Source organism: Aeribacillus composti (assembly GCF_007827555.1).
GTDB classification, from domain to species: domain Bacteria; phylum Bacillota; class Bacilli; order Bacillales; family Aeribacillaceae; genus Aeribacillus; species Aeribacillus composti.
Window position 1 is genome coordinate 80293 of the sequence record NZ_VISS01000013.1, and the last position, 17381, is coordinate 97673.

General features: G+C 40.7%; 17 protein-coding genes. All 17 read left to right on the plus strand.

Annotated elements, in window-relative coordinates; genetic code table 11:
* Window positions 1–12: 12 nt before the first annotated feature.
* The 17 genes from ribF (at window position 13) to FB379_RS08710 (ending at window position 17249) form a co-directional block, all read left to right on the plus strand.
* Window positions 13–993, plus strand: a complete 981-nt coding sequence (gene ribF, locus FB379_RS08630; protein ID WP_144597753.1) for a bifunctional riboflavin kinase/FAD synthetase — start codon at window positions 13–15, stop codon at window positions 991–993.
* A gap of 128 nt (window positions 994–1121) precedes the next feature.
* Window positions 1122–1391, plus strand: a complete 270-nt coding sequence (rpsO, locus tag FB379_RS08635; RefSeq protein WP_063386709.1) for a 30S ribosomal protein S15 — start codon at window positions 1122–1124, stop codon at window positions 1389–1391.
* A 163-nt stretch (window positions 1392–1554) separates the two neighbouring features.
* Complete coding sequence (gene pnp / locus FB379_RS08640; protein WP_144597754.1) at window positions 1555–3666, plus strand: polyribonucleotide nucleotidyltransferase; 2112 nt, start codon at window positions 1555–1557, stop codon at window positions 3664–3666.
* 102 nt (window positions 3667–3768) lie between these two features.
* Window positions 3769–4725 carry a polysaccharide deacetylase family protein gene (locus FB379_RS08645; RefSeq protein ID WP_144597755.1) on the plus strand — a complete coding sequence of 319 codons (957 nt, stop codon included), beginning with the start codon at window positions 3769–3771 and terminating at the stop codon, window positions 4723–4725.
* 23 nt (window positions 4726–4748) lie between these two features.
* The gene (locus FB379_RS08650; RefSeq protein ID WP_066246458.1) at window positions 4749–6005 is read left to right on the plus strand and encodes a M16 family metallopeptidase; all 1257 of its coding nucleotides are present in this window, start codon (window positions 4749–4751) and stop codon (window positions 6003–6005) included.
* Window positions 6006–6134: 129 nt separating this feature from the next.
* A complete protein-coding gene (locus FB379_RS08655; RefSeq protein WP_063386713.1) occupies window positions 6135–6395 on the plus strand; it encodes a YlmC/YmxH family sporulation protein in 261 nt (86 codons plus the stop codon).
* 157 nt (window positions 6396–6552) lie between these two features.
* The gene (gene dpaA / locus FB379_RS08660) at window positions 6553–7467 is read left to right on the plus strand and encodes a dipicolinic acid synthetase subunit A (protein WP_066246456.1); all 915 of its coding nucleotides are present in this window, start codon (window positions 6553–6555) and stop codon (window positions 7465–7467) included.
* A complete protein-coding gene (locus FB379_RS08665) occupies window positions 7451–8041 on the plus strand; it encodes a dipicolinate synthase subunit B (RefSeq protein WP_063386715.1) in 591 nt (196 codons plus the stop codon). The genes dpaA and FB379_RS08665 overlap by 17 nt, the downstream gene beginning before the upstream one ends.
* Before the next feature lie 127 nt (window positions 8042–8168).
* Window positions 8169–9212, plus strand: a complete 1044-nt coding sequence (gene asd / locus FB379_RS08670; protein WP_144597756.1) for an aspartate-semialdehyde dehydrogenase — start codon at window positions 8169–8171, stop codon at window positions 9210–9212.
* 66 nt (window positions 9213–9278) lie between these two features.
* Window positions 9279–10493 (plus strand): aspartate kinase, encoded by a 1215-nt coding sequence (gene dapG, locus FB379_RS08675; RefSeq protein ID WP_063386717.1) that lies wholly within the window; start codon window positions 9279–9281, stop codon window positions 10491–10493.
* Window positions 10494–10515: 22 nt separating this feature from the next.
* Window positions 10516–11391, plus strand: a complete 876-nt coding sequence (dapA, locus tag FB379_RS08680) for a 4-hydroxy-tetrahydrodipicolinate synthase (protein WP_117016776.1) — start codon at window positions 10516–10518, stop codon at window positions 11389–11391.
* A gap of 187 nt (window positions 11392–11578) precedes the next feature.
* The gene (locus tag FB379_RS08685) at window positions 11579–13234 is read left to right on the plus strand and encodes a ribonuclease J (RefSeq protein WP_063386718.1); all 1656 of its coding nucleotides are present in this window, start codon (window positions 11579–11581) and stop codon (window positions 13232–13234) included.
* Window positions 13235–13354: 120 nt separating this feature from the next.
* Window positions 13355–14089: a ClpP family protease gene (locus tag FB379_RS08690; protein WP_066246454.1), complete on the plus strand. Its 735-nt coding sequence runs from the start codon at window positions 13355–13357 to the stop codon at window positions 14087–14089.
* A complete protein-coding gene (locus tag FB379_RS08695) occupies window positions 14086–14304 on the plus strand; it encodes a YlzJ-like family protein (RefSeq protein ID WP_066246452.1) in 219 nt (72 codons plus the stop codon). Before FB379_RS08690 ends, FB379_RS08695 begins: the two co-directional genes overlap by 4 nt.
* Before the next feature lie 135 nt (window positions 14305–14439).
* On the plus strand, window positions 14440–16752 hold the full coding sequence (locus FB379_RS08700; protein WP_144597757.1) for a DNA translocase FtsK: 2313 nt from the start codon (window positions 14440–14442) through the stop codon (window positions 16750–16752).
* An 82-nt stretch (window positions 16753–16834) separates the two neighbouring features.
* Entirely contained in the window at window positions 16835–16963 is a 129-nt protein-coding gene (locus FB379_RS08705; protein ID WP_082829320.1) for a YfhE family protein, read from the plus strand.
* A gap of 103 nt (window positions 16964–17066) precedes the next feature.
* A complete protein-coding gene (locus tag FB379_RS08710) occupies window positions 17067–17249 on the plus strand; it encodes a YfhD family protein (protein WP_063386722.1) in 183 nt (60 codons plus the stop codon).
* Window positions 17250–17381: the final 132 nt, after the last annotated feature.

Here is a 17381-nt window from a genome sequence, read left to right on the forward strand (position 1 = left end):
GGGGAACTTTCGGTGAAAATGATAAAAATAACACATCCACACCATTTGGCAAAACAAAATGTGCCGAAATCGGTAATGGCGCTCGGATTTTTTGATGGAGTCCATAAAGGGCATCAAAAAGTCATTCAAACAGCTAAACAGAAGGCTGAAGAATTAAATGTTGAATGTGCGGTGATGACATTTGATCCGCACCCATCCATCGTCTTAAAAAAAAATATTCAACAAATAGAATATATTACTCCTTTACAAGAGAAACTGAAGTTTATTGAAGATCTTGGAATTGATCGATTGTATTTAGTCGAATTTACAGAAAGCTTTAGCTCGCTTCAGCCTCAACAATTTGTCGATCAATATATTATCGGATTAAATGCCATTCACGTTGTGGCCGGTTTTGATTTTACATTCGGCCGGTTTGGAAAAGGGACAATGGAAACTTTGCCTTTCTATTCAAGAGGAGCCTTTACGCATACGACGGTCGAAAAGCTGACAGACGGTGAAAGAAAAATCAGCTCTTCCCTCGTTCGAAACGCTATTAAAAATGGTGATGTTTCTTATGCATGCTCTCTTCTAGGGCGGCCTCATCAAGTATCCGGAAAGGTAATCCATGGAGAAAAGCGAGGGCGGACAATCGGCTTTCCAACCGCAAATATTGAACTAAGCGAATCCTACATTACTCCTCCGACAGGGGTATATGCGGTCAAAATCAGCATGAATGGGAAGGAATATGCGGGCATATGCAATATCGGTTATAAGCCGACATTTCATGAAAAAAGACCGGACAAGCCGAGCATAGAAGTTCATATTTTTGATTTTCATGAAGAAATTTATGATATAGATGTGACCGTAAAATGGTTCAAACGAATACGAAGTGAACAAAAGTTTTCTGGTGTGGAAGAATTAATTGCCCAAATCAAACGGGATATCAAGGAAGCTAAAGATTTTTTTCAGCGGCTGGCAGAATCGGATAAAATCACGGCTGAAAAAAATTTTTAATGGAACCTCCTTGCTTTTTCTTGGGAAAAATAGTATTCTTATTCTTGTAACTTTTAACCGCTGCGTGGCAACGCGAGTCACCGACGCTTGCTAGGTAGCCGGGGATTATATTTAGGAGGTGGACAAGGATGGCTTTAACGCAAGAACGGAAAAATGAAGTGATTGAGCAATTTAAAACACATGAATCAGATACTGGTTCTCCTGAAGTGCAAATTGCTATCCTAACTGAAAAAATCAACATTTTAAATGAGCATTTGCGCGTTCACAAAAAAGACCACCATTCACGCAGAGGTCTTTTGAAAATGGTTGGGAAACGCCGTAATTTGTTGACGTATTTGCGCAATAAAGATGTTGCACGGTACCGTCAACTCATCAATAAACTCGGTTTGCGTCGTTAAGTTGTATGGAAGCGGGAGATTTCCCGCTTTTTTACTGTATTCAAAAAAGTTTATGACAGATTACATAAAAACGATATAGATTGAAAAGTTTAAAAATAACATTTTTGTACAATCTTATGTGCGAAGATAGACTTTGTCAATGAAAGAGGGGTTCAAAACAAGTATGGATCAAGAGAAACATGTTTTTTCCATAGATTGGTCCGGACGGAAGCTGACTGTTGAAATCGGCCAGCTGGCGAAGCAAGCGAACGGCGCCGTTTTAGTCCGCTATGGAGATACGGTCGTTTTATGTACGGCAACCGCTTCGAAGGAAGCAAAAGGAGTGGATTTCTTTCCCCTAACGGTCAATTATGAAGAAAGGCTTTATGCTGTCGGTAAAATCCCGGGAGGGTTTATTAAACGAGAGGGTAGACCGAGTGAAAAAGCTATTTTAGCGAGCCGTTTAATCGATAGACCGATTCGCCCGCTGTTTCCAGAAGGGTTTCGCAATGAGGTTCAAGTAGTCAGCATGGTGATGAGCGTCGACCAAGATTGTTCTTCCGAAATGGCGGCTATGTTTGGATCTTCGCTCGCGCTGTCAATATCGGACATTCCGTTTGAAGGTCCGATTGCCGGTGTCATGGTCGGCCGCCTTGATGACCAGTTTATCATTAATCCAACTGTCGAACAGCTTGAGAAAAGCGATATCCATTTAATCGTAGCCGGCACGAAAGATGCCATCAACATGGTGGAAGCAGGAGCCAATGAAGTGCCTGAAGAAACGATTTTAGAAGCAATCATGTTTGGCCATGAAGAAATCAAACGTTTGATTGCATTCCAAGAAGAGATTGTAGAAAAAATCGGAAAAGAAAAAATGGAAGTCGAATTATATAAAATCGATGAGGAGCTTGAAAAAAGAGTTCGTGAAATGGCTCTTGCCGACTTATTGCAAGCTATCCAAGTGCCTGAAAAACACGCCCGCGAAGATGCTATTAATGAAGTGAAAGAGAAAACTGTCGCAATATTTGAGGAAGAAGAAGCAGATGAAGAAACGATTAAGCAAGTAAAAGAAATTTTGCACAAGCTCGTGAAAGAGGAAGTGCGCCGTCTCATTACAGAAGAAAAAGTGAGACCTGACGGACGAAAAATTGACGAAATCCGTCCATTATCGTCTTCCGTCGGAATTTTGCCGCGCACGCACGGTTCAGGTCTTTTCACCCGCGGCCAAACACAAGCCCTGTCTATTTGTACGCTCGGAGCTTTAGGAGACGTACAAATACTTGACGGACTCGGCGTGGAAGAATCAAAGCGGTTCATGCATCACTACAACTTCCCGCCATTTAGTGTCGGGGAAACCGGTCCGATGAGGGGGCCTGGCAGACGGGAAATTGGTCATGGAGCGTTGGGAGAAAGAGCGCTTGAGCCAGTCATACCTTCCGAGCGCGATTTTCCGTACACAATTCGTCTCGTTTCAGAAGTGCTTGAATCAAATGGTTCAACTTCACAAGCGAGCATTTGTGCAAGCACCTTAGCGATGATGGATGCCGGCGTGCCGATTAAGTCGCCTGTTGCTGGAATTGCAATGGGACTTGTAAAATCTGGTGACAACTATACGGTTTTAACAGATATTCAAGGCATGGAAGATGCGCTTGGTGATATGGACTTTAAAGTCGCTGGTACAGAAAAAGGCGTCACCGCGCTGCAAATGGACATTAAAATTAAAGGCTTGTCCCGTGAAATTTTAGAAGAAGCGTTAAAACAAGCTCGCAAAGGCCGCCTTGAAATTTTGAAATCGATGCTGGCGACAATCTCTGAACCGAGAAAGCAATTATCGCCATATGCTCCAAAAATTTTAACCATGGTCATCAATCCGGATAAAATTCGTGACGTGATTGGACCTAGCGGAAAACAAATTAACAAAATCATTGAAGAAACAGGAGTAAAAATCGATATTGAACAAGATGGCACAATCTACATTTCTTCCGTAGACGAAGGAATGAATAAAAAAGCGAAGAAAATTATTGAAGATATTGTAAGAGAAATTGAAGTCGGACAAATGTATTTAGGAAAAGTTAAACGGATCGAGAAATTCGGCGCATTCGTGGAACTGTTTAACGGAAAAGATGGTCTTGTCCACATTTCTGAGCTTGCAGAAGAGCGGGTAGGAAAAGTGGAGGATGTTGTGTCAGTCGGTGATGAAATTTTAGTCAAAGTGATGGAAATCGATAAACAAGGTCGTGTCAATTTATCAAGAAAGGCCGTTTTAAGGGACCAAAAAGAGCAGCAAAAGTCTTGACCGGAGCCAGGGAAAACCCGGCTTCTTTTCCATTTTTGCGGTTGGCAGTTCTATCTTGTCCCCTTTTTTCATAGTTTTATAAGTGAAAAAGGGGATGTTGCGATGAAGCGAAAAAAAGGGAAAATAGCCATTTTTATATTGATCATACTTTTTTCTTATGTCATATTGGATAATCGTTATACATTGATCTTTCTTCAGCAATTAAAAGCAAAGCATGAATTGGCTGTATCTGGCGAAAATTCGTTGTATCAAGAAATCGTTGCCAAAGCAAAAGAGTATGAAATTCCTCCGGAAAATGCTGAAATACATAGAGTTTGGAAAAAAACGCCCGGTTATAATGGGCGATCAGTCGACATTGACGCATCGTATAAAAGAATGAAGAAAAAGGGTTCTTTTGATCCGAAGCTTCTTGTATTCAAGCAAATTCCGCCTTCTGTTCATTTAAGCGATTTGCCGAACGAAGCGATCTACCGTGGACATCCGGATAAGCCAATGGTATCCTTTTTAATAAATGTTGCATGGGGAAATGAGTATCTTCCTAAAATGTTGGCCGTGCTAAAAAAGCACCATGTCAAAGCGACGTTTTTTTTAGAAGGAAGATGGGTAAAAGAAAATCCTGAACTGGCTAAAATGATTGTAGAAAGCGGCCATGAAATTGGAAATCATTCATACTCGCATCCAGATATGGCCCGCCTGCCGTCTGCAAGAATTAGACAAGAGATGGAAGAGACGAACAAAATCATCAAAGCGACGACAGGAAAAAACGTGAAATGGTTTGCGCCTCCAAGCGGCAGCTTTCGCAAGGAGGTCGTAGATATAGCGGCAGATATGAACATGGAAACGATCATGTGGTCTGTTGACACGATTGATTGGCAAAAGCCGCGGCCTGAAACGTTAATCAATCGAGTGATGTCAAAAATTCATAACGGCGCCATGATCTTAATGCATCCGACGTCATCGACCGCAGAGAGTCTAGATTCATTAATTAAAAAGATTAAAGAAAAAAATCTTTCCATCGGTTCACTTTCTAGTCTGCTGGATGAAAAACGTCTTGACTGATTGGAAGAACAGGGGGTTACAATTTGATCAAGAAATATACATGCCAAAATGGTGTTAGAATCATTTTAGAATCCATTCCGACTGTTCGCTCCGTTGCTATCGGAGTTTGGATTGGCACAGGTTCTAGAAACGAGACGAAAGAAACAAACGGCATTTCTCATTTTTTAGAGCATATGTTTTTTAAAGGAACAGAAAAAAGAACAGCTAGAGAAATTGCAGAAGCTTTTGACAAAATTGGCGGTCAGGTGAATGCCTTCACCTCAAAAGAATACACCTGCTATTATGCAAAAGTGCTCGATGAACATGCAAATTATGCACTTGAAGTGCTGGCTGATATGTTTTTCAACTCAGTATTTGAAGAAGAAGAATTAAACAAAGAACGAAATGTTGTTTTAGAAGAGATCAAAATGTATGAAGATACTCCAGACGATATTGTGCACGATCTGTTAAGCCAGGCTGCGTTTGGCGATCATCCGCTTGGCTATCCGATTTTAGGCACAGAAAAAACTTTATCTAGTTTTACCGGCGATGCGTTGAAAAGCTATATGGAAAAATACTATACTCCTGACAATATCGTCATTTCAGTAGCTGGAAACGTTCAAGAAAGCTTTATTCAAGAGGTTGAGAAATGGTTCGGCAATTTTAAGTCGTCTCATAAAAAAGAAAAATATAAGGAACCGGTTTTTTTGGACCAAAAAATCGCCAAGAAAAAAGAGACGGAGCAAGCGCATCTCTGCATTGGGTTTAAAGGGTTGAGAGTCGGTCATGACGACATTTACAGCTTAATTGTGTTAAACAATATTTTGGGCGGGAGCATGTCAAGCCGCTTATTCCAAGAGGTGAGGGAAGAAAAAGGGCTTGCTTATTCTATTTTCTCTTACCACACTTCATATGAAGACAGTGGAGTGCTCACAATATATGGTGGGACTGGAAGAAACCAGCTGAATATTTTATTTGAAACGATTTTTCAAACAATTGAAAAATTGAAAAAAAGCGGTATTACTGAAAAAGAATTAATGCATTCAAAAGAACAAATTAAAGGGAATTTAATGCTTAGTCTTGAAAGTACAAATGCAAGAATGAGCAGAAACGGCAAAAATGAGCTGCTCTTAGGCAAACATCGATCTTTGGATGAAATTATCGAAACGGTTAACCGTGTTGATATCATGAGCGTCAATGAACTTATTCAACATATTTTTACAGATGAATATGCTGTATCTTTAATTAGTCCGGAAGAGAATCTTTCTTCTGCAATTCCAGAATTAAAATGCCTGCTATGATGGATTGGCGGGCATTTTTTATTTGTCAAAAACGTATACATGTATGGAAAGCTATGTTCATCAGTTTCGAATCAATCTCTGCCTGTGAATATGTTCGTATATTTAAAATGAAAGAGGGGAGCCAATACTATGCGTTTATCCGAGTTAAGCGGAAAAGAAATCGTCGATGTAAAACGAGCGGAACGTCTAGGCGTGCTCGGTCAAACAGACTTTGAAATCAATGCGGAAACTGGACAAATCACGGCGCTTATTATTCCTTCTTTAAAGTGGTTCGGTTTAAGGAAACAAGGACATGATATTCGAGTACCGTGGGAGCATATCAAAAAAATTGGTCAAGATATGATCATTATTGACGTACCGGAAAATTCCTTAAATAAAATTGATGACTAATGAAGATCCGCCGGCTAAAGAAGCCGGCTTTATTTTTTTGGCAATTTTTCGATGCGATTCACCTATCGGCTGCCGCCTACATAATATGCTTAAAACAGGGAGCTAATTATGGTTTTCGAAACTGAACTGAATTGCCATAAAGAAGGTGAAAAAAAGGATGTTAACTGGCTTAAACGTTGCTGTAATTGGCGGTGACGCCCGGCAGCTAGAGGTGATCCGAAGGCTATCAGAGCACGATGCCAATCTATTTTTAATCGGATTTGATCAGCTTGAACATGGGTATACAGGATCAGTAAAAATAAACAGCCATAATATTAGTCTGGAAGGAATGGATGCAGTAATATTGCCTGTTTCAGGAACCGGAAGCGAAGGACAGGTCGAAGCAGTTTTTTCCGCTGAAGAAATCGTACTGACAAGAGAAATGGTGGCCTCCACTCCTGAGCATTGCATCTTTTATTCTGGGATACGCACAAAATATTTAGAAGAGTTAATGGAAAAAGAAAAACGAAAGCTTGTACCGATACTGGACCGTGATGATGTAGCGATATATAATTCCATTCCGACAGTAGAAGGGACCATAATGCTCGTTATTCAACATACTGATTTTACCATTCATGGTTCCAACATTGCCGTTATCGGATTTGGACGGACAGGAATGAGTGTTGCCCGCACTTTTGCAGCATTAGGAGCTAATGTGAAGGTAGGCGCTCGCAAACAGAAAGATTTGGCCAGGATCACGGAAATGGGAATGAAGCCGTTTCATTTGAGTGAACTGAAGGACGAATTGTCGTCGATCGATATTTGCATAAATACAGTTCCAGCGTTGGTGTTGTCTTCTAATGTTTTGGCAGCTATGCCTGTCCACGCTCTTATTATCGATTTAGCATCAAAGCCGGGAGGAACCGATTTCCACTATGCTGAAAAAAGAGGTATGAAAGCCATTTTAGCACCTGGTCTTCCAGGAATTGTTGCACCGAGGACAGCAGGCCAAATTTTGGCGAATGCGTTGACAATCCTTTTAACTGAACAGCATCAGCTTGAAAGGAGTATGGATAATGGAAGTGAAAGGTAAACGGATCGGATTTGGTTTAACAGGCTCTCATTGTACTTATGATGCGGTATTTCCGCAAATTCAAAAGCTCGTTGAAAAAGGAGCAAACGTTTTGCCAATTGTCACCTCGACCGTAAAGACGACAACAACTAGATTCGGGGAAGGAGAAGAATGGGTCAAAAGAATTGAAGAAGCGACTGGAAATCAAGTAATTGATTCGATCGTGGATGCCGAGCCTTTAGGTCCGAAAATTCCTCTTGATTGCATGGTCATTGCGCCGATGACCGGCAATTCGATGAGCAAACTGGCGAATGCCTTGACGGACTCTCCTGTATTGATGGCTGCAAAAGCGACTATGAGAAACCATCGCCCCGTTGTACTAGCCATTTCTACAAACGATGCTCTCGGGTTAAATGGCGTAAATTTAATGAAGCTAATGGCGGCAAAAAATATTTTCTTTGTTCCGTTCGGCCAAGATGCACCCCACCAAAAACCGAATTCAATGGTGGCGAATATGGATCGGTTAGTGGAAACAGTTGAACATGCGCTTGAACATAGACAGCTTCAGCCGGTTATTATTGAACATAAAAAATAATCAAACAAATAAAACGCTTTCATGAAAAATCGCTCATCACTTTTTTTGGCTACTGTGATACAATTAAACGTAATACGAATACATGATTATTCGACTCTGATGCATTTTGGAAGGAGATAGATAGAAAATGGCTCAAAAAGGTTTTCATGTAGCAGTTGTCGGAGCAACTGGAGCAGTAGGAACACGAATGATCGAAACATTGGAAAAAAGAAACTTTCCTGTGGAAACTTTAACGCTGTTATCATCCGAACGATCTGCAGGAAAGACAGCTACATTTAAAGGAAAACCAATCACAGTACAAAAAGCGGAACCGGAGAGCTTTGAAGGGGTTGATATCGCTCTTTTCAGCGCTGGAGGAAGCGTGTCGAAGCAGCTTGCACCGGAAGCAGCCAAAAGAGGCGCGGTCGTGATCGACAATACGAGCGCATTTAGAATGGATGAAAACGTTCCTCTCGTAGTACCGGAAGTGAACGAAGAGGATATAAAATGGCATAACGGTATTATTGCCAACCCGAATTGTTCGACGATCCAAATGGTTGTTGCATTGCAGCCGATCCGTAAAGCGTTCGGGCTGAAAAAAGTCATTGTTTCCACTTATCAAGCAGTATCAGGTGCGGGGGCACAATCGATCCAGGAATTGAAAGAACAGTCTAAAGCGATTTTAGAAGGAAAGCCGTTTGTACCTGAAATTTTACCTGTTAAAAGTGACGAAAAACATTATCAAATTGCGTTTAATGCAATTCCGCAAATTGATAAGTTCCAGGAAAATGGATTTACATTTGAAGAAATGAAAATGATCAATGAAACAAAAAAAATTATGCATATGAAGGATCTGGAAGTTGCAGCGACCTGCGTCCGCTTGCCGGTCGTCATCGGGCATTCAGAATCAGTCTACATTGAAATCGACAGGGACGATGTTACTGTAAATGATATTCGCAATGTATTAAGAGATGCGCCTGGCGTTACGCTTGAAGATGATCCGGCAAATCAAATTTATCCAATGCCTGCTTTTGCAGAAGGCAAATACGATACATTTGTAGGCCGAATTCGCAAAGATTTAGATCGGCCAAACGGCTTCCACCTTTGGGTTGTATCCGACAATTTATTAAAAGGGGCAGCGTTAAACTCTGTACAAATTGCCGAAAGTTTAATTAAACTGAAATTAGTATAAGGTGAAAAGAAGAGAGTTGAAGCCATCAGCTCTCTTCTGTTTAGTTATTTTATAGAGGTGAACATCATGAGCATTGTTGTTCAAAAGTTTGGAGGAACGTCTGTCCGTGATGAACAAGGCAGAAGACATGCGTACGAACATATAAAGGAAGCCTTGTCTGAGAAAAAAAAAGTGGTCGTCGTCGTATCAGCGATGGGGAGAAAAGGAGATCCGTACGCAACAGATACGCTGATCAGCCTTGTGGAAGGCGGGATCGACACCATTTCCAAACGTGAACAGGATATGTTGCTGTCCTGCGGAGAAATCATCTCTTCTGTCGTATTTACTAGCATGCTAAAAGGAAAAGGAATAAAAGCGGCAGCTTTAAGCGGAGCGCAGGCAGGTTTTTTGACGACAAATGAACATACAAATGCTAAAATATTAGAATTGAAATGTGATCGCCTGCTCGGGCTTCTAGAAACAAATGATGTCGTTGTTGTCGCAGGCTTTCAAGGAGCACAAGCAAATGGAGATGTGACGACAATTGGGCGCGGCGGCAGTGACACTTCAGCAACAGCACTTGGAGCAGCTTTAAAAGCAGAATATGTAGACATTTTTACAGATGTGGAAGGAGTTATGACAGCGGATCCTCGTATTGTTAAGGATGCAAAGCCCCTTTCATTTGTGACGTATACGGAAATTTGCAATTTGGCCTATCAAGGAGCAAAGGTGATTCATCCGCGTGCGGTTGAAATCGCTATGCAAGCCAAAATCCCGATTCGCATTCGTTCCACTTATTCTAAATCGAAAGGAACGATCATCACTTCTCACCATCAGGATAAACTAGGTGCGGACATAAAAGAACGTTTAATTACTGGAATTGCTCATGTTTCCGATGTCACGCAAATTAAAGTAGATGCAAAAGAAGGGAATTTCCGTTTTCATCAAGAAATTTTTAAAGCGATGGCTACAAGCGGAATTAGCGTCGATTTCTTTAATATTACCCCTAAGAGTGTCATATATACTGTTCATGGGGATGTAACGGATCTTGCTGTTGGAATTTTGAAAGAGATCGGATATGATCCGATGATCACGCGGCATTGTGCAAAAGTCTCAATTGTAGGAGCAGGCATTCAAGGAGTCCCTGGAGTCGCTTCCAAAATCGTTGCTGCTTTATCGGAGGAAGGGATACAAATTTTGCAATCGGCAGACAGCCATACAACAATTTGGGTGCTTGTGAAGGAAAGTGAAATGATTCAAGCAGTTAATGCACTTCATAAAGCGTTTGATCTTGGAAAATAATCGATAAAGGTGTGAGGAACAAGTGGGTATGTTTGGAAGAATTTCAACTGCAATGGTTACCCCGTTTGACAATAACGGGAATATTGATTTCCAAAAAACAGAAAAATTAGTAGAATATTTAATCCATCATGGAACAGATTCAATTGTTGTGGCTGGAACAACGGGTGAATCTCCAACTTTAACAACGGAAGAAAAGCTCGCTTTATTTAAACATGTCGTTTCTGTTGTCAATAAAAGAGTTCCAGTGATTGCAGGGACAGGTACAAACAATACAAGAGCTTCCATAGAACTGACAAAAAAGGCGGAACAAACCGGCGTCGATGCGATTATGCTTGTCACTCCATACTACAACAAACCGAATCAGGAAGGGATTTATCAGCACTTTAAAGCGATAGCAGAAAGCACGCATCTTCCTGTGATGCTTTACAATGTGCCTGGCAGAACATCGTCCTCGATCGCGCCTGAAACGGTTATTCGTCTATCGGAAATTGACAATATCGTTGCGATTAAAGAAGCTAGCGGAGATCTTGATAATATGGCCAAAATTATCGAGAAAACGCCAGATGATTTTGCTTTATACACTGGGGACGACAGCTTAACGCTGCCGACATTATCAATAGGCGGTGATGGCGTCATATCTGTAGCCTCCCATGTTGTAGGAGATGAAATGCAAGAAATGATTCAAGCCTTTTTGTCAGGTGATGTGAAAAAAGCCGGAAGCCTTCATCGAAGACTTCTCCCATTAATGAAAGAACTGTTTAAGGCGCCAAACCCTGTTCCAGTGAAAGCAGCGCTGCAAATAAAAGGTCTGGATGTTGGTCCGGTGCGCTTGCCGTTAGTTCCGTTAACAACAGATGAGCGAACATCATTAGCCGCTGTGATCCATGAATTAGGCTGATCATCGTGATTAGCCTTTTTTTATTTTAAAAATTCCACTCTGCCCCATTCAAAACAGCTGTGTCTAGCGGCTTAATTTTTCGGATAAGTGTGCCTGATATAAATTAACTTGTATTCCATTTCTTTCATCAGGTATAATATTGCTAAGTGCTTTGGACGGGGATATTTAGGGAGGATCACTAACACTTATGAAAAAAGCTGAAAAAATTCAACTTATTGCTTTAGGAGGGGTTGGGGAAGTCGGAAAAAACCTGTACATCGTCGAAATCGACTCGGATATTTTTATTGTGGATGCCGGCTTGAAATATCCTGAAAACGAGATGCTCGGAATTGATGTGGTGATACCGGATATTACATATTTGCTTGAACGTAAAGATAGGGTTCGGGCCATCTTCTTAACAAATGGCAGATTGGATCGGATCGGTGCGATTTTCTACATTTTAAAACATATCAATGCGCCAGTTTACGGAACGAAATGGACAATTGCCTTGACAAAAGAAAGAATGAAGCAATATTCTGTTACCGCTGATTTTCGCGAAGTGAATATGCGCAAGCCTGTACATTTTCCTCAAGTGACTGTTTCTTTTTTTCGCACATTCTCAAATATTCCTGATTCTATGGGAGTTTGTTTCCATACGTCAATGGGAGCGATCGTGCATACAGGCGATTTTAAATTAGAGCAATCCTCGATCGGAAGTCATTTTCTTGATTTTGGTAAAATGGCGGAAATCGGTAATAGCGGTGTTCTTTGTTTGCTTTCCGACAGTATCAATGCAGAAAGACCCGGCTTTTCTGGTTCCGAAGCTCTTGCTGGAGAAATGATCAACGATGTTATGTATAATTCGCCTGGAAGAGTTGTTGTATCTGTAGCAGAGACGAATATTTACCGAATTCAGCAAATTTTCAATGCCGCAGTTGAGACTGGAAGAAAAATAGCAATTATAGGGAAATCGTTTGCCAAAATTATTGAGCTTGCAAGACAATTACGGTATTTAAAGGCTGACGATGATTTGTTTATTCCGGTGTCGCATTTAAAAAAGCTTGAAAAACAAAACTCTGTTCTACTATGTGCAAGCGATTCATTCGATCCGCTTGCGGAAATTTCAAAAATGGCCAAAGGCATTCACAAGCAACATCATATAACTTCCGATGATACGGTTTTAATTGCTCAGACCCCAACACCCGGACAAGAACTTATTTATTCGAAAACGATTGATTTGCTGTTTCGAGCAGGAGCCAATGTTGTTTCGATTGATAAAAAAGCGTTTTTTTCTGGTCATGGCTGCCAAGAAGAGCTGAAGCTTATGCTACATTTAATGAAACCAAAATACTTTATTCCCGTTCATGGTGAATTTAAAATGCAAATAGCGCATGCTAAAATTGCGCAATCGATCGGAATACGCGAAGAAAACATTTTTTTGCTCGATCAAGGAGATGTGGTTGAATTCACCCCTAAATCTGCCAAAACGGTTACAAAAGTACCTTCTGGAAATGTACTCATTGACGGGCTTGGTGTAGGAGATGTTGGAAATATCGTGCTAAGAGACCGGCGTTTGTTATCTCAGGACGGCATTTTAATTGTTGTTGTTACGTTAAACAAAGAGATGAAAAAAATTGTCGCTGGTCCTGAAATTATATCAAGAGGGTTTGTGTATGTCCGTGAGTCTGAAAGCTTAATTTCCAAAGCTACGAAAATGGTGCATGACACACTGTCGTCTTGTATGGAAGATGTCTCAATGGACTGGTCAACAATGAAACAAAACATTCGCGACGTCTTGAATCAATTTTTATATGAGCAAACGAAGCGCCGCCCGATGATTTTGCCAATTATTATGGAGGTTTAGACAAAAAGCAGGCCGACGAAGCCTGCTTTTTTCTCATTTTTAAAACGGTTTCCTAGCCGTATGAAAAAATGGATTCCGTTCATACTAACATCATAACGGTAAGAAGAAAGGATGATTGGGATGAACGGAAATGCTGATCAACCGACTGTTCAGCCAGTGGAAAAGGGAAGCGAAAATGTAGTTGACAAAATTCAGCAGTTAGGACAAACAAACATTCCGCAAATGGATCAGGAAACAAACATTCATTGTTTGACCATTATCGGTCAAATTGAAGGACATATACAGCTCCCTGCTCAAAATAAAACAACAAAATATGAACATATCATTCCGCAAATTGTGGCGATTGAACAAAATATGAAAATAGAAGGACTGCTCGTCATTTTAAATACTGTCGGCGGCGATGTTGAAGCAGGACTTGCGATCGCTGAAATGCTTGCTTCGCTTACGAAACCGACTGTATCCATCGTTCTTGGCGGCGGACATTCTATCGGTGTGCCCATCGCTGTGTCATGCGATTATTCATTTATTGCGGAAACGGCTACGATGACGATTCACCCGATAAGGTTAACCGGTTTGGTCATTGGTGTTCCGCAAACGTTTGAATATCTTGATAAAATGCAGGAGCGGGTTATTAGTTTTGTAACAAAGCATTCCAATATTACAGAAGATAAATTTAAAGAGCTGATGTTTTCAAAAGGAAATTTAACAAGGGATATTGGAACAAATGTTATCGGTCAAGATGCGGTTAAGTACGGCTTGATCGATGAAATAGGCGGTGTAGGAAGCGCGATGAAAAAATTGAACGAGCTTATTTTGGAAAGAAAGAATGGAAAAGGAGGGGACATCCTTCAATGATTTTATACACGACTGTTCCTGAAGAGCTCATTTTTCCATCAGATCAAGAAGCTTTTCAAAAAAGGCACATTATTGAGATGAACGGCATTTCATTATTAATAGAAGAAACGGGAGAAAATCAATGCCAAATCGTCAGAGTGCTTTCAACCAATCCAAACCATTATTTATTGGAATCTGTTTTCCCCGGTCAAAAAGTACCTTTTTTTCGAAGCTAACATTCCTTTTAAAGACAACATCGTTGCTAGCATACCTAAATTCAAGTTTGTATGATATAATATGGACACAAACAGTCGTTCGCAGCCAAATAGTGGCTGCGTTCTTGTTTTACATAATACATAGGTGGGATTAAAGTGGCAAAAGTGAAAAGGAAACGAAAAAAGAGAAAAACGGATTGGCAAAATAAACTAAAATTTGAAATAGCGGGGCTTCTGCTATTATCATTGTCGATAATCGCTTTAAGCGAATTTGGATTTGCTGGCAAAGCGCTTGTCGCCTTTTTTCGGTTCTTCGCTGGAGAATGGTTTATTATCTTTTTGCTAGGATTATTATGGTTTTCCATATATATATTTTGGAAAAAGACATTCCCTCATTTTTTAACGAGAAGATGGCTCGGGATCTATCTTATAGTTGGCTCAATTTTAATTCTCAGCCATATGAAGCTGTTTGAAAATTTGTCAAAGGGAGGAGTTTTTGCTTCTCCAAGCGTTATATTGAATACTTGGGAGATGTATTTAAAGGAATTAAACGGGGAGGCAAGCGCTCAAGATCTTGGAGGAGGAATGATCGGCGCCGTTTTTTTTGCTGCATCATACTATTTATTTTCTTCAGGGGGCACCCGAATTATTTCCATTGTCTTGATCATAATTGGTTGCATCTTAATTTCCGGAAAATCACTCGGAAACAGCCTCTCCAAAATTGTTGAGTCTATCGGCCGGATTTTCAAAAAACAATTTTTTGCCTTTGTGGATGATATGAAGAACTTATTTTCCTTAGTAAAAAAACAAAAGAAAAAGCAAAAGAAGCATCGCTCCAATAAGGTTCAGGCTGAAGACGATCAAGAACAAGAAGATGAACATTTAGAAGAAAATACATCTGAACCGATTATTTCCAGTTTTACAGACCATCCAGAAATCGTGACAAATGATAAAAAAGAGCCCGAAAATAATTTAAAGCAGGAACAAATTACGCTTGAAGAAAAGGATGAGCCGATCGCCTTTCAGGAGATAGAAAACAAAGATTATAAATTGCCTCCGATTGATTTGCTGTCTCTTCCAAAATACAGCGGTCAGCATGCCGATAAGCGGAATATTTACGATAATGCGAGAAAACTAGAGCGCACTTTCCAAAGCTTTGGAGTGAAGGCAAAGGTTACCCAAGTACATTTAGGGCCTGCTGTAACAAAATATGAAGTGTACCCGGATGTCGGGGTGAAGGTAAGCAAAATTGTCAGTTTAAGCGATGACCTGGCGCTGGCTTTAGCAGCAAAAGATATTCGGATTGAAGCGCCGATTCCGGGAAAGTCTGCAATTGGAATTGAGGTGCCGAATTCAGAAATTGCGATGGTGTCATTGCGCGAGGTGCTGGAATCCAAAATGAACGATCGCCCTGATTCCAAGCTGCTGATCGGTTTAGGACGTGATATAACTGGAGAAGCGGTGCTGGCTGAACTGAACAAAATGCCGCATCTGCTTGTCGCAGGTGCAACAGGCAGCGGAAAAAGCGTCTGCATTAACGGGATTATTACAAGCATTTTGATGAGGGCGAAGCCTCATGAAGTGAAAATGATGATGATCGATCCAAAAATGGTCGAATTAAGTGTTTACAATGGGATTCCGCATCTATTGGCTCCTGTTGTGACAAATCCGAAAAAAGCGTCGCTCGCATTGCAAAAAGTAGTAAATGAAATGGAAAGAAGATACGAGCTTTTTTCACATACTGGAACGCGCAATATTGAAGGTTATAATGAAATGATCAGAAGGCAAAATTCGCTTTCAAAAGAGAAGCAGCCTGAGCTTCCTTTTATTGTCGTCATCGTGGATGAGCTCGCTGATTTAATGATGGTGGCTTCTTCTGATGTAGAAGATTCGATTACACGCTTGTCACAAATGGCCCGTGCTGCTGGCATTCATTTAATTATTGCGACTCAACGTCCGTCTGTTGATGTAATTACAGGAGTCATAAAAGCCAATATTCCATCGAGAATTGCCTTTAGTGTGTCCTCCCAAACCGATTCACGCACTATTTTGGATATGGGGGGAGCTGAGAAGCTGCTCGGAAGAGGAGATATGCTGTTTTTGCCAGTCGGATCATCAAAGCCGATTCGTGTTCAAGGAGCGTTTTTATCAGATGAAGAAGTGGAAAAAGTCGTGAATTACGTCATTTCACAACAAAAGGCGCAATATCAAGAAGAAATGATTCCGAACGAAGATTCCGAGGATCATGGAGATGTTGATGATGAATTATATAATGAAGCGGTTCAACTAGTTGTGGACATGCAAAGTGCAAGTGTATCCATGCTGCAAAGAAGATTTAGAATCGGCTACTCAAGAGCTGCGAGATTAATTGACGCCATGGAAGAGAGAGGGGTAGTCGGACCTTATGAGGGAAGCAAGCCGCGCCAAGTGTTGATTTCTAAAGAAGAGCTGGAGGAACGTTTGTCATAAAAATTTTCGTGTTTTTCATGCAAAAATATTTTAATAACGGGCATACTAAAACTACATTTACTAGAAAGTGAGAGATCGATGGATGGCAAAAGATGCGAAACGTAAAAAAACAAAAAGCAGTTTGAGCAGCGCCCAAGAAGTCACTTATTCGAGAGCGTTTAAAATGGCTGACAGAGCGGGAGGCTTTTCAGAAAAACATGAAAGCCATTAAAGCATAAAAATGCCAATTATAAAATGCTCCGAACATGTCACCCTAATGGATAGGACATGTTGTGAAAGCAACTGTCTACACCCTCTTTGCGGAGGTGCGCAAAATGGGAAGAGCACATAAGCAAAAAGCGCGTGATAAAAACAAAGCTAAGCTGCCGCAAGTGCCAAAAAATTTGAAGTCAGACGGCAAAAGTATTGAATTTTCAAGAGAGCTTGCCGACAAGGACGATCTTCAAGCATTGGCTCGCTCTGCTGCAGCGGACAAAAGGCAACAGAAAAGAACATAAAGGTTGTTTCAAAAGCTGTGCCTGAAAAATAATGATGAAAGGGGCTGTCCAAAAAGTCAGGGTAACTGACTTTTTGGAGCCCCTCATTTTTTCACTTTTTAAAAAAAATGCACAAAAAAATCGTCCTTTCTA

Excerpts from the sequence above, each read along its gene's own strand:
- rpsO (WP_063386709.1), top strand. The coding sequence starts at position 1,122 with ATGGCTTTAACGCAAGAACGGAAAAATGAAGTGATTGAGCAATTTAAA.
- pnp (WP_144597754.1), top strand. The coding sequence starts at position 1,555 with ATGGATCAAGAGAAACATGTTTTTTCCATAGATTGGTCCGGACGGAAG.
- FB379_RS08645 (WP_144597755.1), top strand. The coding sequence starts at position 3,769 with ATGAAGCGAAAAAAAGGGAAAATAGCCATTTTTATATTGATCATACTT.
- FB379_RS08655 (WP_063386713.1), top strand. The coding sequence starts at position 6,135 with ATGCGTTTATCCGAGTTAAGCGGAAAAGAAATCGTCGATGTAAAACGA.
- dpaA (WP_066246456.1), top strand. The coding sequence starts at position 6,553 with ATGTTAACTGGCTTAAACGTTGCTGTAATTGGCGGTGACGCCCGGCAG.
- FB379_RS08665 (WP_063386715.1), top strand. The coding sequence starts at position 7,451 with ATGGAAGTGAAAGGTAAACGGATCGGATTTGGTTTAACAGGCTCTCAT.
- asd (WP_144597756.1), top strand. The coding sequence starts at position 8,169 with ATGGCTCAAAAAGGTTTTCATGTAGCAGTTGTCGGAGCAACTGGAGCA.
- dapG (WP_063386717.1), top strand. The coding sequence starts at position 9,279 with ATGAGCATTGTTGTTCAAAAGTTTGGAGGAACGTCTGTCCGTGATGAA.
- FB379_RS08685 (WP_063386718.1), top strand. The coding sequence starts at position 11,579 with ATGAAAAAAGCTGAAAAAATTCAACTTATTGCTTTAGGAGGGGTTGGG.
- FB379_RS08690 (WP_066246454.1), top strand. The coding sequence starts at position 13,355 with ATGAACGGAAATGCTGATCAACCGACTGTTCAGCCAGTGGAAAAGGGA.
- FB379_RS08695 (WP_066246452.1), top strand. The coding sequence starts at position 14,086 with ATGATTTTATACACGACTGTTCCTGAAGAGCTCATTTTTCCATCAGAT.
- FB379_RS08705 (WP_082829320.1), top strand. The coding sequence starts at position 16,835 with ATGGCAAAAGATGCGAAACGTAAAAAAACAAAAAGCAGTTTGAGCAGC.
- FB379_RS08710 (WP_063386722.1), top strand. The coding sequence starts at position 17,067 with ATGGGAAGAGCACATAAGCAAAAAGCGCGTGATAAAAACAAAGCTAAG.